The organism is Veillonella magna DSM 19857, from assembly GCF_000428745.1.
In the GTDB taxonomy this organism is placed as follows: Bacteria; Bacillota; Negativicutes; order Veillonellales; family Veillonellaceae; genus Veillonella_A; species Veillonella_A magna.
In genome coordinates, this window is sequence record NZ_AUAN01000005.1 from 91,116 (window position 1) to 113,765 (window position 22,650).

General features: G+C 43.6%; 24 protein-coding genes. 1 reads left to right on the forward strand and 23 read right to left on the reverse strand.

The window, feature by feature from the left end:
- Nucleotides 1–36: 36 nt before the first annotated feature.
- The 14 genes from G344_RS0102175 to G344_RS0102240 form a co-directional block, all read right to left on the reverse strand.
- Entirely contained in the window at nucleotides 37–1,458 is a 1,422-nt protein-coding gene (locus G344_RS0102175; RefSeq protein ID WP_028254764.1) for an Rne/Rng family ribonuclease, read from the reverse strand.
- Nucleotides 1,459–1,486: 28 nt separating this feature from the next.
- Nucleotides 1,487–2,176: a TIGR03936 family radical SAM-associated protein gene (locus G344_RS0102180; protein WP_028254765.1), complete on the reverse strand. Its 690-nt coding sequence runs from the start codon at nucleotides 2,174–2,176 to the stop codon at nucleotides 1,487–1,489.
- Nucleotides 2,151–4,031 carry a TIGR03960 family B12-binding radical SAM protein gene (locus G344_RS0102185; protein WP_028254766.1) on the reverse strand — a complete coding sequence of 627 codons (1,881 nt, stop codon included), beginning with the start codon at nucleotides 4,029–4,031 and terminating at the stop codon, nucleotides 2,151–2,153. The genes G344_RS0102180 and G344_RS0102185 overlap by 26 nt, the downstream gene beginning before the upstream one ends.
- Nucleotides 4,032–4,135: 104 nt before the next feature.
- Nucleotides 4,136–5,239 (reverse strand): rod shape-determining protein RodA, encoded by a 1,104-nt coding sequence (gene rodA / locus G344_RS0102190; protein WP_028254767.1) that lies wholly within the window; start codon nucleotides 5,237–5,239, stop codon nucleotides 4,136–4,138.
- A gap of 8 nt (nucleotides 5,240–5,247) precedes the next feature.
- Nucleotides 5,248–6,099: an AAA family ATPase gene (locus G344_RS10465; RefSeq protein WP_051245658.1), complete on the reverse strand. Its 852-nt coding sequence runs from the start codon at nucleotides 6,097–6,099 to the stop codon at nucleotides 5,248–5,250.
- A gap of 12 nt (nucleotides 6,100–6,111) precedes the next feature.
- Nucleotides 6,112–8,007, reverse strand: coding sequence for a penicillin-binding protein 2 (gene mrdA / locus G344_RS0102200; protein WP_028254768.1), 1,896 nt, complete (start codon nucleotides 8,005–8,007; stop codon nucleotides 6,112–6,114).
- A 17-nt stretch (nucleotides 8,008–8,024) separates the two neighbouring features.
- Nucleotides 8,025–8,516 (reverse strand): rod shape-determining protein MreD, encoded by a 492-nt coding sequence (gene mreD / locus G344_RS0102205; protein WP_028254769.1) that lies wholly within the window; start codon nucleotides 8,514–8,516, stop codon nucleotides 8,025–8,027.
- Nucleotides 8,513–9,430 carry a rod shape-determining protein MreC gene (gene mreC, locus G344_RS0102210; RefSeq protein WP_028254770.1) on the reverse strand — a complete coding sequence of 306 codons (918 nt, stop codon included), beginning with the start codon at nucleotides 9,428–9,430 and terminating at the stop codon, nucleotides 8,513–8,515. The genes mreD and mreC overlap by 4 nt, the downstream gene beginning before the upstream one ends.
- On the reverse strand, nucleotides 9,430–10,467 hold the full coding sequence (gene mreB, locus G344_RS0102215) for a rod shape-determining protein (protein ID WP_028254771.1): 1,038 nt from the start codon (nucleotides 10,465–10,467) through the stop codon (nucleotides 9,430–9,432). Before mreB ends, mreC begins: the two co-directional genes overlap by 1 nt.
- Before the next feature lie 72 nt (nucleotides 10,468–10,539).
- On the reverse strand, nucleotides 10,540–11,223 hold the full coding sequence (gene radC, locus G344_RS0102220) for a RadC family protein (RefSeq protein ID WP_038154752.1): 684 nt from the start codon (nucleotides 11,221–11,223) through the stop codon (nucleotides 10,540–10,542).
- Nucleotides 11,223–11,801, reverse strand: a complete 579-nt coding sequence (locus tag G344_RS0102225; protein WP_028254773.1) for a Maf family protein — start codon at nucleotides 11,799–11,801, stop codon at nucleotides 11,223–11,225. The genes radC and G344_RS0102225 overlap by 1 nt, the downstream gene beginning before the upstream one ends.
- A 184-nt stretch (nucleotides 11,802–11,985) precedes the next feature.
- A complete protein-coding gene (locus tag G344_RS10470; RefSeq protein ID WP_051245660.1) occupies nucleotides 11,986–12,678 on the reverse strand; it encodes a hypothetical protein in 693 nt (230 codons plus the stop codon).
- A gap of 164 nt (nucleotides 12,679–12,842) precedes the next feature.
- A complete protein-coding gene (locus G344_RS0102235; RefSeq protein ID WP_028254774.1) occupies nucleotides 12,843–14,057 on the reverse strand; it encodes an acetate/propionate family kinase in 1,215 nt (404 codons plus the stop codon).
- Between the two features lie 3 nt (nucleotides 14,058–14,060).
- A complete protein-coding gene (locus G344_RS0102240; RefSeq protein WP_156886130.1) occupies nucleotides 14,061–14,624 on the reverse strand; it encodes a hypothetical protein in 564 nt (187 codons plus the stop codon).
- Between the two features lie 182 nt (nucleotides 14,625–14,806).
- Here G344_RS0102240 and G344_RS0102245 point away from each other — a divergent pair, with 182 nt between their 5' ends.
- The gene (locus tag G344_RS0102245; RefSeq protein WP_028254776.1) at nucleotides 14,807–16,012 is read left to right on the forward strand and encodes a nucleotidyltransferase family protein; all 1,206 of its coding nucleotides are present in this window, start codon (nucleotides 14,807–14,809) and stop codon (nucleotides 16,010–16,012) included.
- A gap of 163 nt (nucleotides 16,013–16,175) precedes the next feature.
- On the opposite strand, the gene pyrR is transcribed toward G344_RS0102245, so the two are convergent.
- The 9 genes from pyrR to mmdE form a co-directional block, all read right to left on the reverse strand.
- Complete coding sequence (pyrR, locus tag G344_RS0102250) at nucleotides 16,176–16,694, reverse strand: bifunctional pyr operon transcriptional regulator/uracil phosphoribosyltransferase PyrR (protein ID WP_028254777.1); 519 nt, start codon at nucleotides 16,692–16,694, stop codon at nucleotides 16,176–16,178.
- Nucleotides 16,695–16,758: 64 nt separating this feature from the next.
- On the reverse strand, nucleotides 16,759–17,676 hold the full coding sequence (locus tag G344_RS0102255; protein ID WP_028254778.1) for an RluA family pseudouridine synthase: 918 nt from the start codon (nucleotides 17,674–17,676) through the stop codon (nucleotides 16,759–16,761).
- Nucleotides 17,677–17,812: 136 nt separating this feature from the next.
- Entirely contained in the window at nucleotides 17,813–18,247 is a 435-nt protein-coding gene (lspA, locus tag G344_RS0102260; protein WP_028254779.1) for a signal peptidase II, read from the reverse strand.
- 158 nt (nucleotides 18,248–18,405) lie between these two features.
- Complete coding sequence (locus tag G344_RS0102270; RefSeq protein ID WP_028254780.1) at nucleotides 18,406–18,573, reverse strand: DUF362 domain-containing protein; 168 nt, start codon at nucleotides 18,571–18,573, stop codon at nucleotides 18,406–18,408.
- 473 nt (nucleotides 18,574–19,046) lie between these two features.
- Nucleotides 19,047–20,306 (reverse strand): SLC13 family permease, encoded by a 1,260-nt coding sequence (locus tag G344_RS0102275; protein ID WP_028254781.1) that lies wholly within the window; start codon nucleotides 20,304–20,306, stop codon nucleotides 19,047–19,049.
- A 95-nt stretch (nucleotides 20,307–20,401) separates the two neighbouring features.
- Complete coding sequence (locus G344_RS0102280) at nucleotides 20,402–20,656, reverse strand: hypothetical protein (protein WP_028254782.1); 255 nt, start codon at nucleotides 20,654–20,656, stop codon at nucleotides 20,402–20,404.
- Nucleotides 20,657–20,821: 165 nt separating this feature from the next.
- Nucleotides 20,822–21,940, reverse strand: a complete 1,119-nt coding sequence (locus tag G344_RS0102285; RefSeq protein ID WP_028254783.1) for a sodium ion-translocating decarboxylase subunit beta — start codon at nucleotides 21,938–21,940, stop codon at nucleotides 20,822–20,824.
- 50 nt (nucleotides 21,941–21,990) lie between these two features.
- Nucleotides 21,991–22,380, reverse strand: coding sequence for a methylmalonyl-CoA decarboxylase subunit gamma (gene mmdC / locus G344_RS0102290; RefSeq protein ID WP_028254784.1), 390 nt, complete (start codon nucleotides 22,378–22,380; stop codon nucleotides 21,991–21,993).
- 59 nt (nucleotides 22,381–22,439) lie between these two features.
- Nucleotides 22,440–22,625 (reverse strand): methylmalonyl-CoA decarboxylase subunit epsilon, encoded by a 186-nt coding sequence (gene mmdE / locus G344_RS10475; RefSeq protein ID WP_038154757.1) that lies wholly within the window; start codon nucleotides 22,623–22,625, stop codon nucleotides 22,440–22,442.
- Between the last annotated feature and the right edge of the window lie 25 nt (nucleotides 22,626–22,650).

Genomic DNA, 22,650 nt, shown 5'->3' on the forward strand with positions numbered 1-22,650 from the left:
TTACTACACCAGGTATCTCCCGATAGCAGAATACTGCTATTCATTTACGGCCAATAGAGAATATGCTTCTCGATGCAATACGGCATCACATTCAACACGTATATCACGCTGCAGTTCTTGGCGCAACTCTTTCAAAACACCTTTTGTAAAACATGCGCCTACTTCAGGATGTACTGTAATCATAATATCAGTCTTAAGTCGTCCCGAACGAGATAACTGACGAAGGCGTCGCAAAATCTGTAAATAGACCGTCTGCGCAGATAAGACCGTGCCACTGCCACCACAGTGGGAGCACGTATCAAATAACAAGCTCTGTAATCCTTGTCGCTCCCGCTTGCGTGTCATTTCCACCAGTCCCAGTGATGTAATACCACAAACCACAGTTTTAACGCGATCATAGCGCACCTGCTTAGTCAGATAGGCTATCAATGCTTCACGTTGCTCTTTTTTAGGCATATCTATAAAGTCACATAAGATGATACCGCCAATATCGCGCAAACGCAACTGTCGACAAATCGCATCGGCTGCTTCCATATTGACAATCCGCGCTGTTTCACCGGGATTTCCGCCGGTAAAATGTCCTGAGTTAACATCAATAACAGTCAAGGCCTCCGTATAATCAATTTGTAAAAATCCACCGGATGGCAACTCTACGCGATTACTTACCAATGCCTCGATTTGGGTATCTATTTCGTAATGCTTAAAAATGTCCTCTTTGCTTTCCACATAACGGATTACAACATTGCTCATAGCCGCCATATTACGGCATAATTCTCCTAAACGTTGAACTACCGCCTCATCATCTGCTACAATTTCCGTGTCACCACGCCCTACGTAATCGCGCAACAACCGTAACCATACATCGGCATCACTGTAAATCTCCGTTCCATTTTTTGCCACTGCAAAACGCCGCTGCAATTGTTCCCATGTTTGCCATAAGAATTCCATATCGGCTGCAATATCCTCTTCCTTTGCATCGGCTGCGGCCGTTCGCAATATGAAGCCACAGCCTCTTGCCAAATACGGTGCTGCCATAGACTCAAGGGCCTGTCGTCGTGCAGTATCGGTAATTTTTTTAGAAATATGAATGCCCTTTGAGTAAGGAAGTAGTACCATGAAGCGACCGGCCAAACTAATATCCGCACTAACACGTATTCCTTTGCCGCGCATCTCTTCCTTTACCGCTTGCACCATAATAACCTGTCCCACGAAGAGCTTGCCCATTTCTCGTGTTTGCTTACCATGCTTTAAGTTTAAATATGCATTTTGCCCACGACCGATGTCAACAAAAGCGGATGCCATACCGGGCAATACATTGCGCACGACACCTTTATAGATATGATTAACCGTGTGTGTTGCTTCCGGACGCTCATATAATATATCGGTTAATACCCCCGCTTCATCGGTAATGGCGATGCGACTTTCTTCAGGCATCGTAGTAATTATGATTCGCTTCATACTACACCTCCTTTCCTATCATAACTGGTTATACCACATCTAACGGGGATTTTCGTTCACCGTTTTCTTCCACCAAGATAGCTTTACGATGAATAGTATACGCATCCGTCAAAGGCCATCCGTATCGATCACGACCTAGCAACCATACCTCACCGGGCTTAATCGTCCCTTCCGGATAAATACCAATTCCCATAGTCAATGTAACCCGGTTGCCGTTGACCGCTGCCGTAATAGGCTCTTTTACGAAATGTTTCACATCGATAAGTCGCATTTTTTTAGGCGTTACTTTTTCATAACTAATTTCCGTTGCTTCATTAAAAGGAACCAGCAACGACTTCCAATCAGCTTTATCTTCAACCGGCCCCGTCACTTCATAAACGGCATAATTACAGATAGCCATCATTTTTCGAACCTTATTCGGCATTTCGCAGCCATCAATGACTTCCAATCCCGGAGGAGCCACACGATTCAGACGCGCTATAACTGCGTCTACCGGTGTGTCTTCCAATATATCAAGATCTGCGTATTCGCAGGTAGCCGTAATCCCTAATGCCAACGCCGAGGAAAAGCTAATTTTCATATGAGGATTAAAACCTTCTGAATATGCCATGGCTATACCGGCCCGTCGGATTGTGCGTTCTACAGCTTGCGCATAGTCCAAATGCGATAAAAATCGCAATTGCTCCCCCTTTTTAAATGCCAAACGTAACTTTTTCAACGCGTCCACCCTCCTTATAATCAATAATAGCTGTGTCCAATTCAGGGCATACATTACAGCCATTGCAAGGTAACCGTCGGCAGTCGCGAGTTAAATCGGCCCGCACGGCACGCTCCCACTCTTGTTTAAGATAATTTTTACTTACCGTATCATCTAAGTGATCCCACGGCAAAGGTTCATCAAAATCACGATTGCGCCGCGCATAGTAATCCGGATCAATACCTGTATTTTTAAAAGCTTCCAGCCATGTATCAATAGAGAAGTATTCCGTCCAGCCATCAAACTTACAGCCCAGCCTCCATGCTTCAATAAGTGTTTTAGCCAAACGACGATCGCCGCGAGCAAACACCGCTTCCATATAACCGGTAGCCCCGTCATGATAATGATAAGAAATATTGCGATTATTAATGAGCGTCTTTAAATACTGTTGCTTACGATGAATTTCCTCCACTGCCTGTTGACCGTACCACTGATAGGGGGAATGACTTTTAGGTACAAAGAAGGATACACTAACTGTAACCTTACCGTTGCGTTTGCCTGTAATTTCGCGATGTAAATCCAACACTTTATAGGCTAAATCGGCAATTCCGGCTACATCCTCATCGGTTTCCGTTGGCAATCCCATCATAAAATACAGTTTCACCGTATGCCATCCCGATTTAAAAGCATTCGTACAAGCTGCTATAAGGTCTTCTTCACTGACACCTTTATTGATTACGTCACGCATGCGCTGCGAACCAGCCTCCGGCGCAAAGGTAAGACCGCTCTTACGCACTTGCTGTACTTTTTTTGCAATATCAATAGAAAATGCATCGATACGAAGTGACGGCAGACTAACGCTGACCTGCTTGTCTTTAAATTCCTCCATAAGCATATCTACCAACTCGGGAAGCTTTGAGTAATCCGCTGAGCTAAGCGACATCAAAGATATTTCGTTATATCCTGTATTGGCAATAATGTCTTTAGCCAACTGTACCAATCGTTCCGGGGTGCGTTCGCGCACCGGTCGGTACAACATGCCGGCTTGACAGAAACGACATCCTCGTGTGCAACCGCGGAACAATTCCAATACGGCTCTATCATGAACAACATCTAAAAAAGGAACCACGGGTTTCGTTGGATAAAAACTATGTTCCATATCTTCAATAATACGCTTTTTGATTACCTCCGGTGCTTCTTCAGCCAAGCGTTTCATTCCCTTGAAATCACCGGCTGCGGTATATTCCGGCTTATACAAAGCAGGAACATACGTGCCCGGAATCAGAGCCGCTTTACGTAAAAATGCTTCCTTACCACCGGGAAAACCGGCCGCTTTTTCAGCCTTGTATAAATCGACAAATTCATTAAGCCATTCTTCCGATTCACCAATAGACACAATGTCAAAAAAGTCAGCTATCGGTTCGATATTATAGGCGCAAGGGCCACCTGCCAACAGCAAGGGAAAACTAAGATCGCGATCTTTTGCGTAAAAAGGAATCCCTGCCAAGTCCAACATATTCAAAATATTGGTATAACTCATTTCATATTGCAAAGTGAATCCCAATAAATCAAAATCCTTAGCCGGAGTCTTTGTTTCCAGTGAAAACAGAGGAATATGACGTTTTCGCATTTCTTCCTCCATATCTACCCATGGAGCAAATACACGTTCTGCCGCTACATCGGCACGTTCATTCAATAAAGAATATAAAATTTTAATTCCCAGATGACTCATGCTTACTTCATATACATCGGGAAATGCCAACGCCATCGTCACATCTACTTCATCATGATTTTTAACGATACTGTTCCATTCTCCGCCGGTATAACGAGCCGGCTTGCTTACATGCTGTAACCACGCCGCATCTAATTGAATCATATAGCCTCCTATACAGTCTTATCATTTATCTCAATAATAATGCCTCATTTAAGTTCTACGCTTAACCCCATGAAAAATTACTATGTAATTTCTCACAATACCAATTAAAACATCAGTTGTTTGCGATGCATAGCTATGTTTAATAAAAGTCCTACACTAAGCATATTCGTTGTCAACGCACTGACTCCATAGCTAATAAACGGTAGTGGAATTCCCGTTACAGGCATAATACCGGTAGTCATCCCCACGTTTACCAATACCTGGAATACAAGCATGGAACCTATCCCCGTAGCCAACAACATGCCGAATGTATCATTAGCACTTTTAGCAATGGCTATGCTGCGATAGATTAATACACACAATAGTACCAAAACAATAAAGCATCCTACAAATCCCAGTTCCTCACCAATTACCGAAAAAATGAAGTCCGTATGATTTTCCGGCAGAAAGTTTAGCTGGCTTTGCGTACCTTCAAACAAACCTTTCCCCAGTATCATACCTGAACCAATTGCTATTTTCGATTGAATAATATGATATCCGGCACCGAAAGGATCAATATTAGGATTTAAGAATACCAGTATACGTTGTTTTTGGTATTCTTTCAATACAAACCACCCTAGCGGAGCCAGTACTACCGCTACGCCAACAATAATCTGAACCAATCGCATGCGAATGCCGCCTACGAAAAGCATACCGAAAAGAATGGCCAGATATACCAATGATGTTCCTAAGTCCGGCTGTTTAAATACCAGAAGGGCGGGAATACCCACAAATATAACAATAGGTACCAGTGACTTAAAGGTATTTAACTTTTGTACATGCTTCGTCATCATGGAAGCCATACTAATTATCATCAATAATTTCGTAAACTCCGATGGTTGAATCGTAATCGGTCCAATCTGAATCCATCGCTGAGCCCCTAATGCCGAGGTGCCTACAAGCATAACCGCTACCAACAAAAGTAGGGTAATCGCATATAAGGGCTTTCCCCACGACGCTAATCGTCTATAGTCAAACCACTGCATAGCTACAACGATGATAGCATTTATACAAAAAAAGCTAAATTGCTTCGTAACCAATCCCGAAAGAGTGATGCCGTCCTTATTTACATGGGTCGCACTTCCTATAATAACAATTCCCGTACCGATAAGCCCGAGAGTACATAGTACTACAGTCCAGTCCCACTCCCTCCATATTCGTCGCCACATATATCCTCCTATCGACGTAAGCGCCGCCATCGGCTATCGCGCTGACGCACAAGTAACCTTGGCTGCTCTTTCTGTCGTTTATTTTCTTCAAATTTCTTTTGTTCTGCCGACATCACTGATGCATATTGCGTAAATATTGTTGTATCATCCCACGCATTACCGCTTTGACAAAAATCACACAAAGGTGTAAGCAGATTATCAAACGTATCAGCTATAGGATTGTATAATTTACCCGCTTGCCCTTGTTGCCATACCGCTTCACTATAAGGTAATACGGCTCCCAGCATTTCCGCCGACAACGAATACCAAGCCTCTTCTATATCCGCTACCGACATATGCGGATTAATTCTGTTAAATACCAGCGCATAGTCAAGCTGTCTCTGTTCTCGACATACCTGCATCACGCGTTGCGCATTACGTAGCGCCACCCATACCGGTTCCGTAACGATTACCAGTCGCTGGGCTACACGCAAAATTGCATCATTACCGCGACCGATACCGGCCGGTGCATCTACAATCACATAATCGTATTGTTTCGCCATTTTTTTCAATAACCGGCCGTAACCTTTACGGCCTACGTCCTCCCAACGCACGCCTTGACTGGCTGGTAAAAAATCAAGCCCTTCCGAGACAGATACAATAGCATCTTCCGCTCGGCATCTCTTTTTCCACACGTCCAGCGCATCATAGAGAATTTCGTTTTCCTTACCGATAACGAGATCCAAATCTCGTAGTCCCAAGTCACCGTCAGTAATCAAAATCTTTTTTCCACGACGTGCCAATGCACCGCCTAACCCGGCTGTTAACGTCGTCTTACCAACGCCACCCTTGCCGGATACCATCGCAATAATGAGTCCCATAGCATGTCCTTTCTATCGCATTTGTGGACCTGTAATGGCCGGCTCCGAGGCTTTAATCACCTCTGTAGCTTTAGTATTACCATCATCTGCCTTTGTCTGCGATTTCTGTCCTACATGGAAATATTCTTCTAAGACAGCTCTAACAATAGGTCCTGCCGAACCGGCACCAAAGCTGCCCTGTTCAACCAATGCCACCACAACAATACGCGGTTTATCGTAAGGCGCATAGGCAACAAACCAGCCATGATCGCGCCCTGTAGCGTTTTCTGCGGTCCCCGTTTTACCGGCTACAGCAATCGGCAAATCTTTAAAGAGAGACCCTGCAGTACCACCTTCAGCCGTTACGTCACGTAAGGCGTTACGAATAAGATCCATAACGCTTTTTGATACCTGCAAGACCCCTATCTTTTTAGGTCCGAATATTTCTTCCGGCGTGCCGTCACTGTTATCGATACGACTGACAACGTACGGTTGATATCGAATGCCGCCGTTAGCTACTTCAGACATAACCATAGCCATTTGAATCGGTGTTACCAACGTAAACGACTGACCTATTGCAGCATCAAAGGTTTCCCCTAAATACCAATCTTGATCAAACACCTTGCGTTTGTATTCCGGACTGGCTATATTACCAGCAGCTTCACCGAATAACTTGATGCCCGTCTTTTCTCCCAAACCAAATAAGCGTGCAAACTTATCAAGATTTTCAATACCTACACGATTGCCCATTTCGTAGAAATATACATTATCCGACTTAGCCAAAGCAGTATTGAAATCAAGCCAGCCCAATGCTTCGCCTTCTGCATTTCGTTTATCAATAAGCCAATGGCGCCCGCTGTCAAAAATCATTTCATCCGGCGTTACCTTTTTTAATTCTAAGGCCGCAGCTCCGGTAATAATCTTAAACGGCGAGCCAGGCGGGTATTCACCGGAGACCACCTTATTATCAAAGGGGTGATTCATATCCGTGTTTAATTGTTTCCATTGTGCCGAGGTAATACCGCGTGCAAACCAGTTAGGATTAAATTCCGGTGCACTCACCATAGCCAAAATAGCCCCCGTATTGGGATCCATAGCCACTACGGCAGCTCCTTTGGCCGGTATGCCTTGTGAACGCAAGGAAGCCAGCTGATCGGCTACGGCTTTTTCGGCAGCCTTCTGCAACGGTAAGTCGATGGTCAAATGAATATCGCGTCCCGGTACCGTATTTTGCCGTCCGACTTCGGCTACGGGACGGCCCGCTGCATCTACTTCTACTTGCTTACCACCGTCAATCCCGCGCAATACATTATCATACATCCGCTCTAAGCCGGCTCGTCCTAAAATGGTACCCGGCCCGACTCTTGTATTAGGATCTTTTTCACGAATATCAGCTAACTCTTCTTCGCCTACTTCTCCGACATACCCAAAAAGCTGGGAGGCCATTGTATCATAAGGATAATAGCGAAGCGGTTCTACATCAATAGATACCCCCGGCAATTCATGACTGCGTTCTGCAATTTTTGTGACTGTATCCATGGTAATATCGTTAGCCAAGCGAATCGGCTCATATCCGCCTTCATGAGCTTTTACTTTTTCTTTAATCGCTTCCGGTTTCATGCCCAAAATACCGGCCAATCGCTGCAGCTCACTGTCATCAATTTCTTTATCGGTAGGCATAATGGATACGGTATATGCAGGCCGCGAGCCCACCAATATTTGACCGTTTCGATCATACATAATCCCTCGTGCTGCCGTCACCGATAGCATGCGCAACCGATTTCCTTCCGCCTTTGAGTGGTAGTATTCCCCTTCGACGATTTGCAAATAAAATAAACGCGTTACCAATATCACAAAAATGGCAATCACAATATACATGAGGGCATCAAAGCGGCCCTTTTTTCTTTTTTTATAGAGTGCCTCCAGCACTTTGCTGCCCTCCGTTTCTACCAAATATACTCATCATCTTTTTCAAAATTCCAAATCAATTCATGCAGCCCTATGCCGATAAGGCCATTAAGCCAAACAACCGGCCAAACAAAGTGCCAAGCATATATCAGCACATCAACGGATTCCCGTGCCATCAGCAGCATGCCTATACGAACTGCCGCATCCAGCAATGTACCTCCTAAAACCCAGAAAAAAGTGACGTACCATTGTTCTTCGTATACAGAGTGAGACCACATGCTAAGAACATATGCTACCACAAGATAGGGAAACAAGTGTAATCCAAATAAATTGCTGATTAAAATATCGTGAACCAAACCACCGATAACAGCTACGGTTATACCTGCACGACGCCCTTTCAAAAGGGCCACCACAATAATCCAAGTCAATATGAGATTGGGCATCCACGCTTGCTTAAAGAGCAGCGGTAATAACTCGCTCTGCAGGAAACATGTGATAATCCCAACGCAAATCAAGGCAGCTGTTCTCATTGCGACATCGCTCCTTTAACACCCTGTACTTGGTCACGTTGTGTCTGTGGTACCAATTTGGGTTCCAATGCCGGTTTTACCGGATCCCCTTCGCGAGATCGTAAAATAACAAATACCTCTTCTATATTACGGAAATTAGCAGACGGCTGTACTATAGCATTTTTTACAAAACCTTCCGCATCATTTTCAATGCGCACTACATGGCCAACCAAGAGTCCCTTCGGATAAATACCACCATAACCGGATGTAATCAGAGCATCCCCATCAAGTACATCACCGTCACGCGCTACATCAACAAGCCGCGGTTCATCCGGATGGTTACCATTCCCTTTAATAACGGAAGCGACTCTTGATTCCGGACGCTGCACGATAACCCCGATTGCAGTTCTCGGGTCCAACATAGTCTGTACCCGCGCCGAATGCTCATATACATCACTTACAAATCCAACAACCCCACCGGGTACTACCACAGCCATATTAACGGCAATGCCTTCTGCTTCGCCGCGATCAATAGTAAACGTATTCGTCCACGTTCCGATATCTCGCGTCATAACCATAGCCGGCACCATATCAAACTGCGGATGCGTAGTTCTGAAATTTAGCAATTGCCGCAAACGAATATTTTCTGCCACACGTTCGTCATAGTCGGTAGCTCGTTGTTGTAGCTGTGCATTATCCGCTTCCAAGGCTTCTATTTTTTTAGTTGCCGCAATCGCATTATCAATAACAGTAATTCCGGTATGTACACCGTCCAATACACGGGACGCCCCGTAGGCAAAAGGTGTTGTTACTTTTTCAAGCGGCACCGTCACATAGGGAATAATCGTACGATGTTTCCAACCATATCCTAAGAGTGCCAATATTATACAGCATATCACGACGAATACCGTCAGTTTACGATCTGAAGAAAACATCAGGCACGCCCCTTCCTATTTTTTGACGCAATAATAAATCGATCCATACGTTCAAACTCCTGCGATGCCTTACCTAAGCCGACAGCGACTGTAAAGCCCGGCTGCTGTGGCACCCATACCGGCACACCCAATTCGTGACTGAAGTAGTCTGCCAGTCCATCCATATCGGCAACGGCTCCGGTTAACAAAACACCATGCTCCATGATATCAGCCAACAATTCCGGCGGAGTAACTTCCATCACTCGCTTCACTTCATCGGCCATTCTCTTCAAGGGGTCTTGCAGTACTTGGTACACTTCTGTTTTACGCACCATGATACGTTTCGTTAAACCATTGGACATATCGCGACCGGTAAAAGTCAATTCCGCTTCCTCTTCCGGCATCTTTGCTGTTCCTAATTCAAGCTTGATTGCTTCTATGGTTTCTTCGGCAACCATAACGGCAAAGCATTCCTTAATATATTGTAGAATCGCCTCATTTAAATCATTACCACCGATACGTGCCGAAGAGGCTACCACTTTACCACCCAATGACAATACACCGATGTCTGTTGTACCGCCACCGATATCGACAACCATATTACCCTGCGCTTCGAATACCGGTAACTTGCATCCTAATGCAGAAGCCACCGGTGTTTCGATTAAATAGGCCTCTCTCGCTCCGGCCTGGATAATAGCATCGGTCATGGCTCGTTTTTCTACATCGGTAATGCCACATGGCACAGCCATAATAACACGTGCCCGACTTACCAAACGAGAAGCTTTGTGCATAAAATGGCGCAACATAGTAAGCATAACACGATAATCTACAATAAATCCATCTTTAAGAGGACGCAGCTCCTCCAGCATATCCGGCGTGCGAAGTAATAATCGTTCTGCATCGGCTCCGACAGCCACAATAAATTCTTGTTTAGTATCGGTGGCTACCACCGATGGTTCGGAAAGCACGACCCCGCGTCCCTGTACGTATACGTGGGTATTAACGCTTCCCATATCTATCCCTAAATCTCTTTCAAGAGATGAAAATAAGCGAATCATCGTAAATCTCCTTGTGTTAGTCTATCTTTAAATGATAGCACAAAACACTCATTATGATAAGAAAAAATTAGGCTATAACAGTCCTTCTTTTGCCAAGCTTACATACTCTCCATCACCAATTATAATATGATCCAACACGGGTATCCCCATAATCTGTCCCGCCTTTTCAAACTCTTTTGTAATACGCACATCCTGAGGACTAGCCGTTGCCTCTCCGGATGGATGATTATGAATCAAAATGATAGAAGCTGCATTAGCTCGCACCGCGCCGCGAAATACACTACGCTGCTCTGCATAGCTTGCTGTCAAACCGCCGGTAGAAATGGTTTCAACCGCAATAAGTTTATTTTTACAGGTCAAATAGGCAACGCATACATGCTCACTAGGTTCGTGGCGCAATTGCTCCATTACGTAATCGGCCACTGCTTCCGGAGAGCTGAAATCGCTATATTCTTGTTTTGCATGCAGGGCTGTTAACCGTCTGCCCAGCTCAATAGCCGCACAAAGAGTAACGGCTTTATCTCGACCAATTCCTTTTATTTGGCACAACTCCTCCACGGAAATGGTTTGTAATCCCGTTTCCCCTTCCGGTAACGAAGCTACTATATCATGGGCTATATCAATCGCCGACTTTCCACGATGACCGGTGCGTAGCAGTATTGCTATCAACTCTTCCGTTGTCATCACGGCTGCTCCATGTGCAAAAAATTTTTCTCGCGGCCGTTGAAAAGGTCGTAACTCCTGTATGCGTAACATTACTCATTCATCCCTTTATCTTCACTTATATTTCTTAACTTCCTTGCCACCATTTCAACAGGCAAGCCCACAACATTCGTATACGAACCCTCTATCCGTTCCACAAAGAGCGCCCCTTTTCCTTGAATGCCATATGCACCGGCTTTGTCCATAGGCTCACCGGTTGTAATGTAAGCATCAATATCATCATCACTCAATGTGTAGAAGTGCACCTTAGTTTCACAATGAAATGTATGAATGCATTGGCCATAGCGTATACAAACGCCGGTTATTACACTGTGCACCTTGCCAGACAACAAGTGCAGCATACGTCTCGCGTTTTCTTCGTCTTCCGGTTTTCCCAGTACACGATTACCGTAAGCAACAATGGTATCGGCGCCGATAACAGGTTGCAGGATTCCATCAACAGAAGCTGCCATGGCCTTTCCTTCTGCCTGTCTTTCGACCAATTCAACTGGACTTCCATAGCATTGATTGGTTTCTTCATACGTACTTGTTACTACTTCAAAAGGAATCCCTACTTGCTCTAATAATTCCCGACGCCGCGGTGAAGATGATGCTAACCATACCTTGCCTATTTTCATATTCATTCTTCCTTCCTCTATCTATTATCTATTTACATTACATGTCTATACTTCCTATGACTTCGTAACATGCCAATTCATCGACCGACTATCTTTTATCCTTGTCGCAACCGTAGCCATAACTGATAAACACGCAGCATTCCCATGAACGCTGCGTGCAATATACTTCTATACAGTTTTATCGTGCCGATGTTGTCTTGACTTGCTCACCGGCTGTGTCGGAAATTTCCGTTTCAATACTCATCCCTTTGGTAACATCATCATTTTGTTCATTAGACTGCGCCATAATTTGTGCGTAGTATGTCTCTACATTCTCTCCATGCTTATGCGCATCCTCGCGAACATAGGCATAAAACACTACATCTTCCTGAGGAACGCACACACGGTTCGGTACAAATTCGTTAAGCTTCTCAAAGAAGGACTCGTCTGCCTTTAACAAAATACGACCGTGCTTGATTTTATTTCCGGCTTCCACGGCATACGCCAACGCCCATACAGGTCTTGGGTCCATAGAGGATAGCTTGCGGAATTTATATCTAAACTTAAGTCCCCCCATTAATTGTTGTTTAAAAGCATATACACCATCAATCATGGCATACGGAATCGTCATAGACTTTTTACCAAACAGCCCTTGCTCAATAATAATCAGACTATCTTCCGTCAATACATATTCATAACGACCAAAAGCTTGTGTCCAAACAACAATGCCTAAGAAAACTCCGACAAAATATAAATCAATGGCTAACTTCCCGGCTTCCATTGACACATAGGTAGCGTATCCTAAAATAAGCGCTACAAAAGCTAACAGCAACAATACCAATCGCAATCCGCTACGCGAACGCTTAGACTTTTCTCGATAGACTACCGTCATAACAATCTCTCCATCCGTAAAAAATTATTACGTCTTTTATTATAACTAAAATCAACCGGATTTACTACTAAAAAGACCGCCTCGGCAAAAGAATTTGTTTTCACAAATATACCGAAGCGGTCCCTACGAAATAGATGATTCTCTATTCTCTAGTATAAAGTTAATTACCAGTTTTTCATCACAAGGCTAGCCGTAATACGTTTCGTATCGCGAGCAATCATGATTTCTTCGTTTGTCGGAACTACGAAAATCTTAACCTTGGAGCCTTCTGCACTGATTTCAGCTTCTTCACCGCGAATGTTATTGCGATCACGGTCAAGACGCGTGCCCAAGTATTCCAAACCATTGCAGATTGCATCGCGGTTGCCAATACCGTTTTCACCGATACCGGCCGTAAATACGATAGCATCAACGCCGCCCATAACAGCTGCATAGGCACCGATAGTCGCACGTACTTTGTAATGGAACATATCCAACGCGAGCTGCGCACGTTTATTGCCTTCCTGTGCAGCTTCTTCGATTACGCGGAAGTCATTGGATACGCCGGAAATTCCGAGCACACCGGATTTTTTATTCATGATGGCATCAATTTCATGATAAGTCATATCCCATTTGTCCATCAAGAACGGTACAATTGCCGGGTCGATATCACCGCAACGAGTACCCATGATCAAACCGGACAACGGAGTAAAGCCCATAGATGTGTCGATGGAGCGACCGCCTTTAATAGCAGTAACACTGGAACCGTTACCCAAGTGGCAAGAAATAATGCGAAGATCGCTCATATGCTTGCCCATAAGTTCAGCTACACGCTGGGACACATATTTATGGCTAGTACCATGGAAGCCATAACGACGAACACCGAGTTCAGTGTAAGCTTCGTACGGAAGACCATACAAGAATGCTTCCGCCGGCATAGTCTGATGGAAAGCAGTATCGAATACAGCTACCTGCGGAACCTTAGGCATAATGCTCTGGCAAGCTTCAATACCTTGAATGTTTGGCGGATTATGAAGCGGTGCAATCTTAGCACATTCTTCCAATGCATCCATAACAGCCGGTGTAATCAATACGGAGTCAGCAAATTTTTCAGCCCCGTGTACTACACGATGACCTACCGCATCAATTTCATCCATGGAAGAAATTACCCCAAATTCAGGATCTACCAAGATGTCTAATAAAATGGTTAATGCCTTTTTGTGGTCCAAAATCGGTTCTACGCGTTCCAATTTTTCTGCATCCGGACGTTTATGCGTAAAAATTGCATCCTCCGCACCGATTTTTTCGAACTGGCCTTTAGCCATTACATGTTCGTTGTCCATGTCAATAAGCTGGTACTTCAAAGAAGAACTACCACAGTTTACTACTAGAACGTTCATTACTTAACCCTCTTTCTTGATAATTTGAATCTTGCCCTCAACGAGTTTTAATGCCTCAGCTCCGACTGTGCTATCGGCTGCATATTGATAGGCTATATTCCACAGTACCCCGTTGCTGATAAAGGTATACTGCAAGAAACGTATCTGTTTATTTTTTACCGTATATAATCCGGTAGATTCTACAGCGGGAACACCATCTAATGTAATTGCTGTATTTTCCCATTGCAAGGAGTCGCCAAAATAATGTTTATACTCATGATCGCGACTATACTCAGCTCGTGCCAATGGTGTTGGCAACGGTTTACCCGGTGCCGCCGTCATCGCTTTTATCGTCGTTATGAAATTGGCATCTCCATTCTGATACACAGTAATAGGATAACCATCATCAGTTATGGTAGGATTTGCTAACTTTCCTAAGTCAAAGGGAGTTGGTACAATAATCTCCGAAACACCTACATTGACTACTTTATTACCAAAGCTGTAGGTATCCAGCGCAGTGGTAGTACCACACCCACTGACAACAAACATGAGCATCAGCCCTAATAATCCCATTAGAATTCGTCTCATACATTACCCCTACTTTACTTACATGTACTCAATCATTATATCACTCTCTTCGACACCTTGCATTACTCTTTTTCGATATAGTTGCTATCAGTTTTCAGCATGCTGGTCAATTTACATTTTACCACAATTATGCTATCTATTATAATACAAGTTGAAAGTTATCTTCTAAGGGAGGTTTTATCATGAACACCATAGGCATTGTCGCCGAATACAATCCATTGCACATGGGCCATGCCTACCAACTTTCGTACTTGGCCGAACGGTGGCCCCAAGCATTACGCATTGTAGTCATGAGCGGTTCCTTTGTACAACGCGGTATGCCGGCCTTCTTTAGTAAGTACGATCGTGCGTACTGGGCCTTATTAGCCGGAGCCGACATGGTCATCGAGTTGCCATCACTCTTTGCATTGGGAAGTGCAGAAATTTTTTCCGCCGGTGCTATGCGACTATTAGCTGCGCTGGGAGTTGATGCCTTTTGCTTTGGTTCAGAGGTGACCAATCTTGACATGCTTACCTCTATTGCGGAAGCAGCCAACAATGCCAGCGTAAACGAAAGAATTCGCGAGCTCCTCAAGTCGGGACATTTTTACGGGGCCGCACTAAGACAAGCTTTGCTTGAAATTGTGCCTCATGCCGATGAGGCACTGAACCATCCCAATGCCACCTTAGGGATAGAATATTTACGTGCCATCGACACCTATGGACTTTCACTACTTCCCATTGTCATCGAACGGCAAAGTGACTATAATAGCACCTCTCTTACCGAATCACTTCCCTCAGCTTCAGCACTTCGCAACTATTTACAAGCAAACCCCAGTACAGCCTCACTCGCCTGCTATTTTCCGGAGGACGTATTACCCTCAGTAGAAAACGCCTTATCGCTCGGTCGTTATGTAAACATGCAACGTTACTATGATATGGTTCATTGGCAAAGTCGTATCTTATCAACAGCAGAATTGTCCCAGCTAACAGACTTTGGGGAAGGTTTAGAAAATGCATGGAAAAAGGGGGCTTCACTGCCCTCTTGGTTCCTGGCGCGCCATCAACTTAAGTCAAAGCGATATTCCTTTTCTCGCCTAGATCGCATGGCTGCCTACACTGTGTTACGTCGCTCTGCAGCATTACAAAAAAAAGCTCATCAACACGGACCTCTTTACGCTCGTCTCTTAGGATTTACCGGGGCTGCCCGTGATTGGTTACGCGGTAATGACAGTACTCTTCCCCTCATTCAAAAGTGGGCACCTTTTGTTCGCCACAGTACGGGGTTAGTTAAGGATTATGTATTGGCAGATATGCTTGCTACCGATATACAACATGCTTGTTTCACAGCCGAAGCTATGCGATTAGGCGATACCGACTATCGCTTTACACCACATTATCTAGCCTAGTAATCTAACATCTATAATCTAATAACGATTACATAAAAACGCGGCACAGTTTCAATATACTGCGCCGCGTTTTTGTATTACATTACGCTACTTTTTTATTACACTACTCTTTTTATTATACTACTCTTTTTATTATACTACTCGTCTTATTATAGCGCTTCTCTTATTGGATGATAACACTATCAAGCCCATCCTGTTCTTGCATAAACACCTTAACAATTTCCGTATGCGAAGTAGGTACATTTTTGCCCACAAAATCTGCGCGAATCGGTAACTCACGATGCCCACGATCAACTAAAACTGCCAACTGTATCGCCCTCGGCCGTCCTGCTTCCATTAATGCATTAAGTGCCGATCGAATAGTGCGTCCCGTATATAAAACATCATCCACCAAGATAACTAATTTATCGGTAGTATCCAATTCGAAGGGCATTCCATTCTTGGGCCTTGTATCCCTATCATCACGGTACATTGCTACATTCATCGGCTCCACAGCAACATCGACCCCTTCGATAGCTCTAATTTCTCGTTGTAATCGTTGTGCTAAATAAACACCGCGACTTTCAATACCAATAAGCAATGCATCATGCAATCCTTTATTTTTTTCTAATATCTCATGGCTAATTCGTCGAATGGCGCGCATCATCGCTGCTTCATCCATTAAAATACGCTTCTCTTCCATGGCCGTTCCTCCTATTAATCTAATCGTTTTATCCTACTATGGCTGAGATAAAACGATAGCAACCTTAATGATTATGTTCCTTCGCATACGCGATGCAATCCAAGAAGTCCTTCGGAAGTGGAGCTTCAAAATGCATAGGCTCACCACTAATGGGATGTATGATATCCAGCGTCCTAGAGTGCAATGCCTGCCCCTCTATAGGGAAATCCATCTTTCTGTATCCGTAAAAAGGATCATTGACTACAGGATGACCAATATGTGCAAAGTGTACACGAATTTGATGAGTACGTCCTGTTTCCAACACGCATTCAACTAGTGTATGTTTACCATAACGCTCCAATACAGTGAAATGAGTAACCGCCTCTTTACTGTTCTCAAAAACAACTGCCATTTTCATACGGTCCTTTGGATGACGTCCTATGGGAGCCTTGATAACACCCTTCTCTTCCACAATATTTCCCTGCACCAATGCATAATACGTGCGTTTTGCAGTATGAGCCTTCACTTGCTCCGCTAACCCTAAATGCGCCTGATTCGTCTTTGCTGCCATCATCACGCCGGAAGTATCTTTATCCAGTCGATGAACGATTCCCGGTCGTATCTCACCATTAATGCCCGATAAATCGTCACAATGATAGAGTAGCGCATTCACCAATGTTCCCGAATAATTTCCTACTGCCGGATGAACTACCATGCCACGTGCTTTATTTATGATAATAATATCATGGTCCTCATAAAGAATATCTAATGGTATCGCTTCGGGCAATACTTCGGTTGATTCTGGTTCCGGAATAGTAACCATTATTTCCATGCCTTCTGTTAAGCGTAAGTTTGGTTTTGCTTTTTTAGGATGCACTTCTACATGGCCGTCCTTAATTAATTGCTGTATATAACTGCGCGATCCTTCTAACTGTTCTGTCAAAAACACGTCCAACCTCTGATTTTCTTGGTCTGCTGTTATAACAAATTTCTGCTCTTCCATTATTTCCTCCATCACGCTGTACATCTATATACTACTGTTGTAAGTTTTTATGTTGTATGCCTATCCACATTTAATATATCTATTCGCATTTAATTTACCTATTCGCATTTAATTTACCTATTCACTTTTAATATATCTATTCACTTCTATCATTCCATAACGCATACATAATACAGGCTACCCCAATACATATCGCTATATCCGCTACATTAAAAATAGGCCAAACTCTAAAGTCAAAAAAATCAACAACCCCTACATTAGAAATTCGATCCCATGCATTACCAATAGCACCACCCACTAGTAAACCGACACCAGCTTGCAATGATTTGCTTCCTTCTCGAATCTGTTTGCGCCAATAAACAACAGCAATCACCAATACAACTGCTACACCAACAAACATGACCTGCTGGTTTAAGAACAAACCAAATGCTGCCCCCCTGTTTATAATATATGTAAGATGAAAAATATTAGGTATAATAGGAATGGATTCACCTAAACTCATATGACTTTGAACCAGTTGCTTGGTAATCCCATCAACTAATATAACAATGGCTTCTATAACATACACAATACCTGGCATGTATTCAATCCTTTCTAAGCATATACACCGCAAATGAAAAGCTCCCATCCTACCAAAATGCCAGCTTCTCTACACATCACATGCTTATATTGTACCTTAAATATAAGCAACAAAAAAGCCCTCCACATGGAGGGCTTTGGCATCCTTAATTATTCTGCCGGATGAATTGTACCAACCGGGCAAACGGATTCGCAAGAACCGCAGTCGATGCAAGTTTCGTTAATTTCGTATTTAGTTTCGCCTTCGCTAATAGCGCCTACCGGGCACACGGAAGCACAGGAACCACATTTAATACATTCATCGCCAATAATTCTCATTGTTGGACACCTCCAAAAATAGTTATAGATAACAGCTTAATTATCATCTGTCGTAAGGAACTTACCTTAACTTTATGTTCTCATTATTACATGAAATTCATTGCTTGTCAAACTTTTGGATAAAGATTTTCTATTAATTTTACGCATCCAGTTAGTAGCTTTCGTCATAGTAAATAACTGGATTTCTATTATTTGATAATTTTTATCATAAATATTTTTAACCCTTACAATATAATGAGCCGCTTCATTATAATTCTCATTTAAAGCATTTAAATTTAGTGTGTTTTATTGCATATCATTATCATTTACCAGGTAAATATAACGGCAATCTTTTAATACACAATAACTCACTCTTTATTAATCATCGGTATTACTAATACAACTCCCCAATGCATAGAAACATATAAAAAGAAAGTCCCCTCTCGGAGACTCTCTTTTTCGCCCACAACAAGTATTCTACCGACCAGTCCTTATTAGAAGAACGGCCATACCATCGGAATAACAATGATACTTACAATGAAGCATACTATGATAAGTGGAATACCTGCTTTTACATAATCCATAAAGCTGTATTCGCCAGGGCCCAATACCAATGTATTCGGAGGGGTACCTACCGGTGTAGCAAATGCACAAGATGCGGCAACCGCAACTGCCATCATAACTGCATATGGGCTGGCACCCATACCTTTTGCAATAGCAATTGCAATCGGTGCTAACAATGCACTTGATGCCGTATTGGACATAAACTGAGTTAAGATACAAGACAATAAGAACAAAATTGCTGTAGCCATATACGGACTAGGATCACTACCCATTAATCCAACAACAAGATCAGCAATCATTTTACCAGCACCAGATTTATCCATAGCTGTTGCTACCGGCATCATGCCAGCAAACAAGAAAATCGTTACCCAGTCAATAGAAGTGTACGCCTGTTTTTCTTTTAAGCAACCAGTCAATACACAAAGGATTGCCCCGATTACAGCCGCAATATGAAGAGGCATAATATTAGCAGCCATTACAACAACAACACCTGCTAAGATAAGACCTGCATACAACTGTTTTCTCGGATCATTGGATACTTCATCAACTTCCTGTTCTACTTCTACATCACCGCTGATAATATGCTTCGGTAAAAAACGTTTACCGATTAACATCATAAATGCGATAGTAGCTACAGTCAAAGGAACGCCAATCCAAGCAAATTCGAAGAAACCAAACTGCTGTAACCCGGCGGCCTTCAATGCACCGTTTGCGATAATATTTGGAGGCGTACCAACCATTGTGATAATACCACCGATACCTGCAGCAAATGCCATTGGCATTAACTGACGGGATGCTGGGATTTTCGCAACAGAGCAAATACCAACGACTACCGGTAATAAGGCTGCTGCTGTACCAGTGTTGGATAAGACAGATGACATAACTGCCGTTACCAACATTACAGCAAACATCAACGAGTTTTCATTCGTACCGGCACGCTTTACAACAGCTATACCAATTTTTTGAGCCAAACCGGTATAAAACAATGCGCCACCAACAACGAACATGCCTGCAAACAATACAACCGTACTGTCTGACAAGCCACTAAATACAGCTTTTGGGGAGATTACACCCAAAAGACCTAACGCAATCGCACCGCTCAAAGAGGTGATTGCCAACGGAACTAATTCCGTCACGAAGAAAATTGCCATTACGCCTAATACTATTAGGGTCTGTACTGCGGGATCCATAAAATCATCTCCTATGCCATAACATAATGAATCCTGTCTATGCTCGGCCCTATGTGTGCTGTGTAAGAATCAAATATAATAATATCGATAGGCTTTTATATAGCCCCCACTAACCAACTACACAGTCCTATAACACCAAACATAATTAAAGTAGTCAGGTAGCCTTCCCATGTCACAGGACGCCCAAAGCGAAGTACTTCACCCATAGGGCCCCGTTTGGTAAAGAAGGATTCCTTTTTGCGCTTTCTAAACCAGCGAGCCTTCCGTTCCGGTCCAATCAGAAGCGCAGTGGCCAAGAATACAATGAACGCAATACCAAGACAAATAAATACTCTTTCCAGATCACTCATGAAACACTCACCTCAAGCTGTGAAAACAATAGATCTACACGGCCTAATCTGCCCGATATCATGCTCATTGCCCAATCAAACTACATAGATATACTCATTTAAAAAATATATGCTATGTGGAAAGGAAAGGGTTCAGTGGGCGCCGAACCCTCCTTCCAACATTGATCAGCGAGACATCATTGCAAGCATAGTACCTGCAGCAACTGCTGTACCAATTACACCAGCTACGTTCGGACCCATTGCATGCATTAATAAGAAGTTTGATGGATTTGCTTTCGCACCAACAACCTGTGATACACGGGCTGCCATCGGCACGGCAGATACACCTGCTGAACCGATAAGTGGATTTGTTTTACCACCATCAAGCATACACATCAATTTACCAAACAATACACCGCCGGCAGTACCGCCAATAAAAGCTACCAAGCCCAAAGCGATAATAAGCAATGTATCGAAGTTCAGGAAACTGTCAGCACTCATCGTTAAACCAGTACCGGTTGCCAAGAAAATGGTTACAATATTGATAAGTGCATTTTCAGATGTATCCGCCAAACGAGCAGTTACACCAGATTCACGGAACAAGTTACCTAACATCAACATACCCAACAAAGAGGTAATTGGAGGTAACAAGAGCGAAATGAAGATAGTTGAAGCAATTGGAAATACAATCTTTTCAAAGCGAGATACTTCGCGAAGCTGTTCCATTACAATTTCTCTATCTTTTTGCGTCGTGAAAAGTTTCATGATAGGTGGCTGAATCAACGGTACCAACGACATATACGAATATGCGGCAACAGCAATCGCACCCAGTAATTCCGGTGCCAGCTTTGAAGCCAGATAAATAGATGTCGGACCATCAGCACCACCAATAATGCCAATCGCTGCTGCTTGCTGTTCCGTAAAGCCAAGTAACATAGCGCCAGCTAATGCAACAAACACACCAATCTGTGCTGCAGCACCTAATAACAACGTCTTCGGGTTAGCGAGCAACGGACCAAAGTCGGTCATGGCCCCTACACCCAAGAAAATTAACGGTGGGAAAATTTCATATTTAATCCCTGCGCCAATAAGCGCCATAACCCCCTCTTCAAAACCATTGCGCGGCAGGTTAGCAAGAATACAACCGAAGGCAATCGGACCCAAGAGTAAAGGTTCAAAGTTTTTTGCAAATGCCATGTACATTAACAAGCACCCAACGGCGATCATTACTGCATGGCCCCATGTGAAGACGATTAAACCACTGTCTGTCCAAACAGAGTTCAATGCGACCATAAAAGCATCCATGAACGTTCCTCCTCGATTCTAATAAACTAATATAATGTTGTGTTAGTCAATTAGCCGAGAACAACCAATACGTCGCCGGTTGCAACAGTCTGATTAGCTGCTACGCGAACTTCAGAAACAGTACCATCCTGCGGAGCGTAAATTTCGTTCTGCATTTTCATAGCTTCAAGAACTAAAAGAAGATCACCTTTCTTAACAGCTGCGCCAGCGCTTACTGCAACAGAAAGAATTTTACCCGGCATTGGGCATTTAACAGTTGCTGCACCTGCCGGTACCGGAGCTGCTGCTGCAGCCGGAGCCGGTGCTGGAGCTGCCTTAGGAGCCGGAGCTGCTGCCGGAGCCGGTGCTGCTTTAGGAGCTGCTGCCGGAGCAGCGCCGCCTACTTCGTTAACTTCAACTTCATATACGGTGCCATTTACTGTAACATTGAATTTTTTCATTTTTGAATCCTCCTAAATAAACCTTGTGTTTATCGTGTTTGTTTGTGCTCTACCCAGTATTAGAATCGGCCTCTTAAGCGACCTTCAAATCTCCATCCGCGACTGATTACGGGACGAATGCTAGCAATCTGATTTTCAGAATAGCCCATAGCCGCAATAGCGCCAACAATAACAGCTACTACCTCCTGATTCAAGGAAGCAGCACCTGCATTCTTCGAGTTATTCGAAGTTGCAGTTTTAGTCATTGGAATACCTCCTAATCTCGTACGT

What these genes read in the sequence shown, in the direction of transcription:
- G344_RS0102175 (WP_028254764.1), bottom strand. Translation starts at nt 1,458, where the DNA reads ATGAAGCGAATCATAATTACTACGATGCCTGAAGAAAGTCGCATCGCC.
- G344_RS0102185 (WP_028254766.1), bottom strand. Translation starts at nt 4,031, where the DNA reads ATGATTCAATTAGATGCGGCGTGGTTACAGCATGTAAGCAAGCCGGCT.
- rodA (WP_028254767.1), bottom strand. Translation starts at nt 5,239, where the DNA reads ATGTGGCGACGAATATGGAGGGAGTGGGACTGGACTGTAGTACTATGT.
- G344_RS10465 (WP_051245658.1), bottom strand. Translation starts at nt 6,099, where the DNA reads ATGGGACTCATTATTGCGATGGTATCCGGCAAGGGTGGCGTTGGTAAG.
- mreD (WP_028254769.1), bottom strand. Translation starts at nt 8,516, where the DNA reads ATGAGAACAGCTGCCTTGATTTGCGTTGGGATTATCACATGTTTCCTG.
- mreC (WP_028254770.1), bottom strand. Translation starts at nt 9,430, where the DNA reads ATGTTTTCTTCAGATCGTAAACTGACGGTATTCGTCGTGATATGCTGT.
- mreB (WP_028254771.1), bottom strand. Translation starts at nt 10,467, where the DNA reads ATGATTCGCTTATTTTCATCTCTTGAAAGAGATTTAGGGATAGATATG.
- radC (WP_038154752.1), bottom strand. Translation starts at nt 11,223, where the DNA reads ATGTTACGCATACAGGAGTTACGACCTTTTCAACGGCCGCGAGAAAAA.
- G344_RS10470 (WP_051245660.1), bottom strand. Translation starts at nt 12,678, where the DNA reads ATGACGGTAGTCTATCGAGAAAAGTCTAAGCGTTCGCGTAGCGGATTG.
- G344_RS0102235 (WP_028254774.1), bottom strand. Translation starts at nt 14,057, where the DNA reads ATGAACGTTCTAGTAGTAAACTGTGGTAGTTCTTCTTTGAAGTACCAG.
- G344_RS0102240 (WP_156886130.1), bottom strand. Translation starts at nt 14,624, where the DNA reads ATGAGACGAATTCTAATGGGATTATTAGGGCTGATGCTCATGTTTGTT.
- G344_RS0102245 (WP_028254776.1), top strand. Translation starts at nt 14,807, where the DNA reads ATGAACACCATAGGCATTGTCGCCGAATACAATCCATTGCACATGGGC.
- pyrR (WP_028254777.1), bottom strand. Translation starts at nt 16,694, where the DNA reads ATGGAAGAGAAGCGTATTTTAATGGATGAAGCAGCGATGATGCGCGCC.
- G344_RS0102255 (WP_028254778.1), bottom strand. Translation starts at nt 17,676, where the DNA reads ATGGAAGAGCAGAAATTTGTTATAACAGCAGACCAAGAAAATCAGAGG.
- G344_RS0102270 (WP_028254780.1), bottom strand. Translation starts at nt 18,573, where the DNA reads ATGAGAATTATTGGCGATGAATGTATTAAATGTGGTTCCTGTGCTTCC.
- G344_RS0102275 (WP_028254781.1), bottom strand. Translation starts at nt 20,306, where the DNA reads ATGGATCCCGCAGTACAGACCCTAATAGTATTAGGCGTAATGGCAATT.
- G344_RS0102280 (WP_028254782.1), bottom strand. Translation starts at nt 20,656, where the DNA reads ATGAGTGATCTGGAAAGAGTATTTATTTGTCTTGGTATTGCGTTCATT.
- G344_RS0102285 (WP_028254783.1), bottom strand. Translation starts at nt 21,940, where the DNA reads ATGGATGCTTTTATGGTCGCATTGAACTCTGTTTGGACAGACAGTGGT.
- mmdC (WP_028254784.1), bottom strand. Translation starts at nt 22,380, where the DNA reads ATGAAAAAATTCAATGTTACAGTAAATGGCACCGTATATGAAGTTGAA.
- mmdE (WP_038154757.1), bottom strand. Translation starts at nt 22,625, where the DNA reads ATGACTAAAACTGCAACTTCGAATAACTCGAAGAATGCAGGTGCTGCT.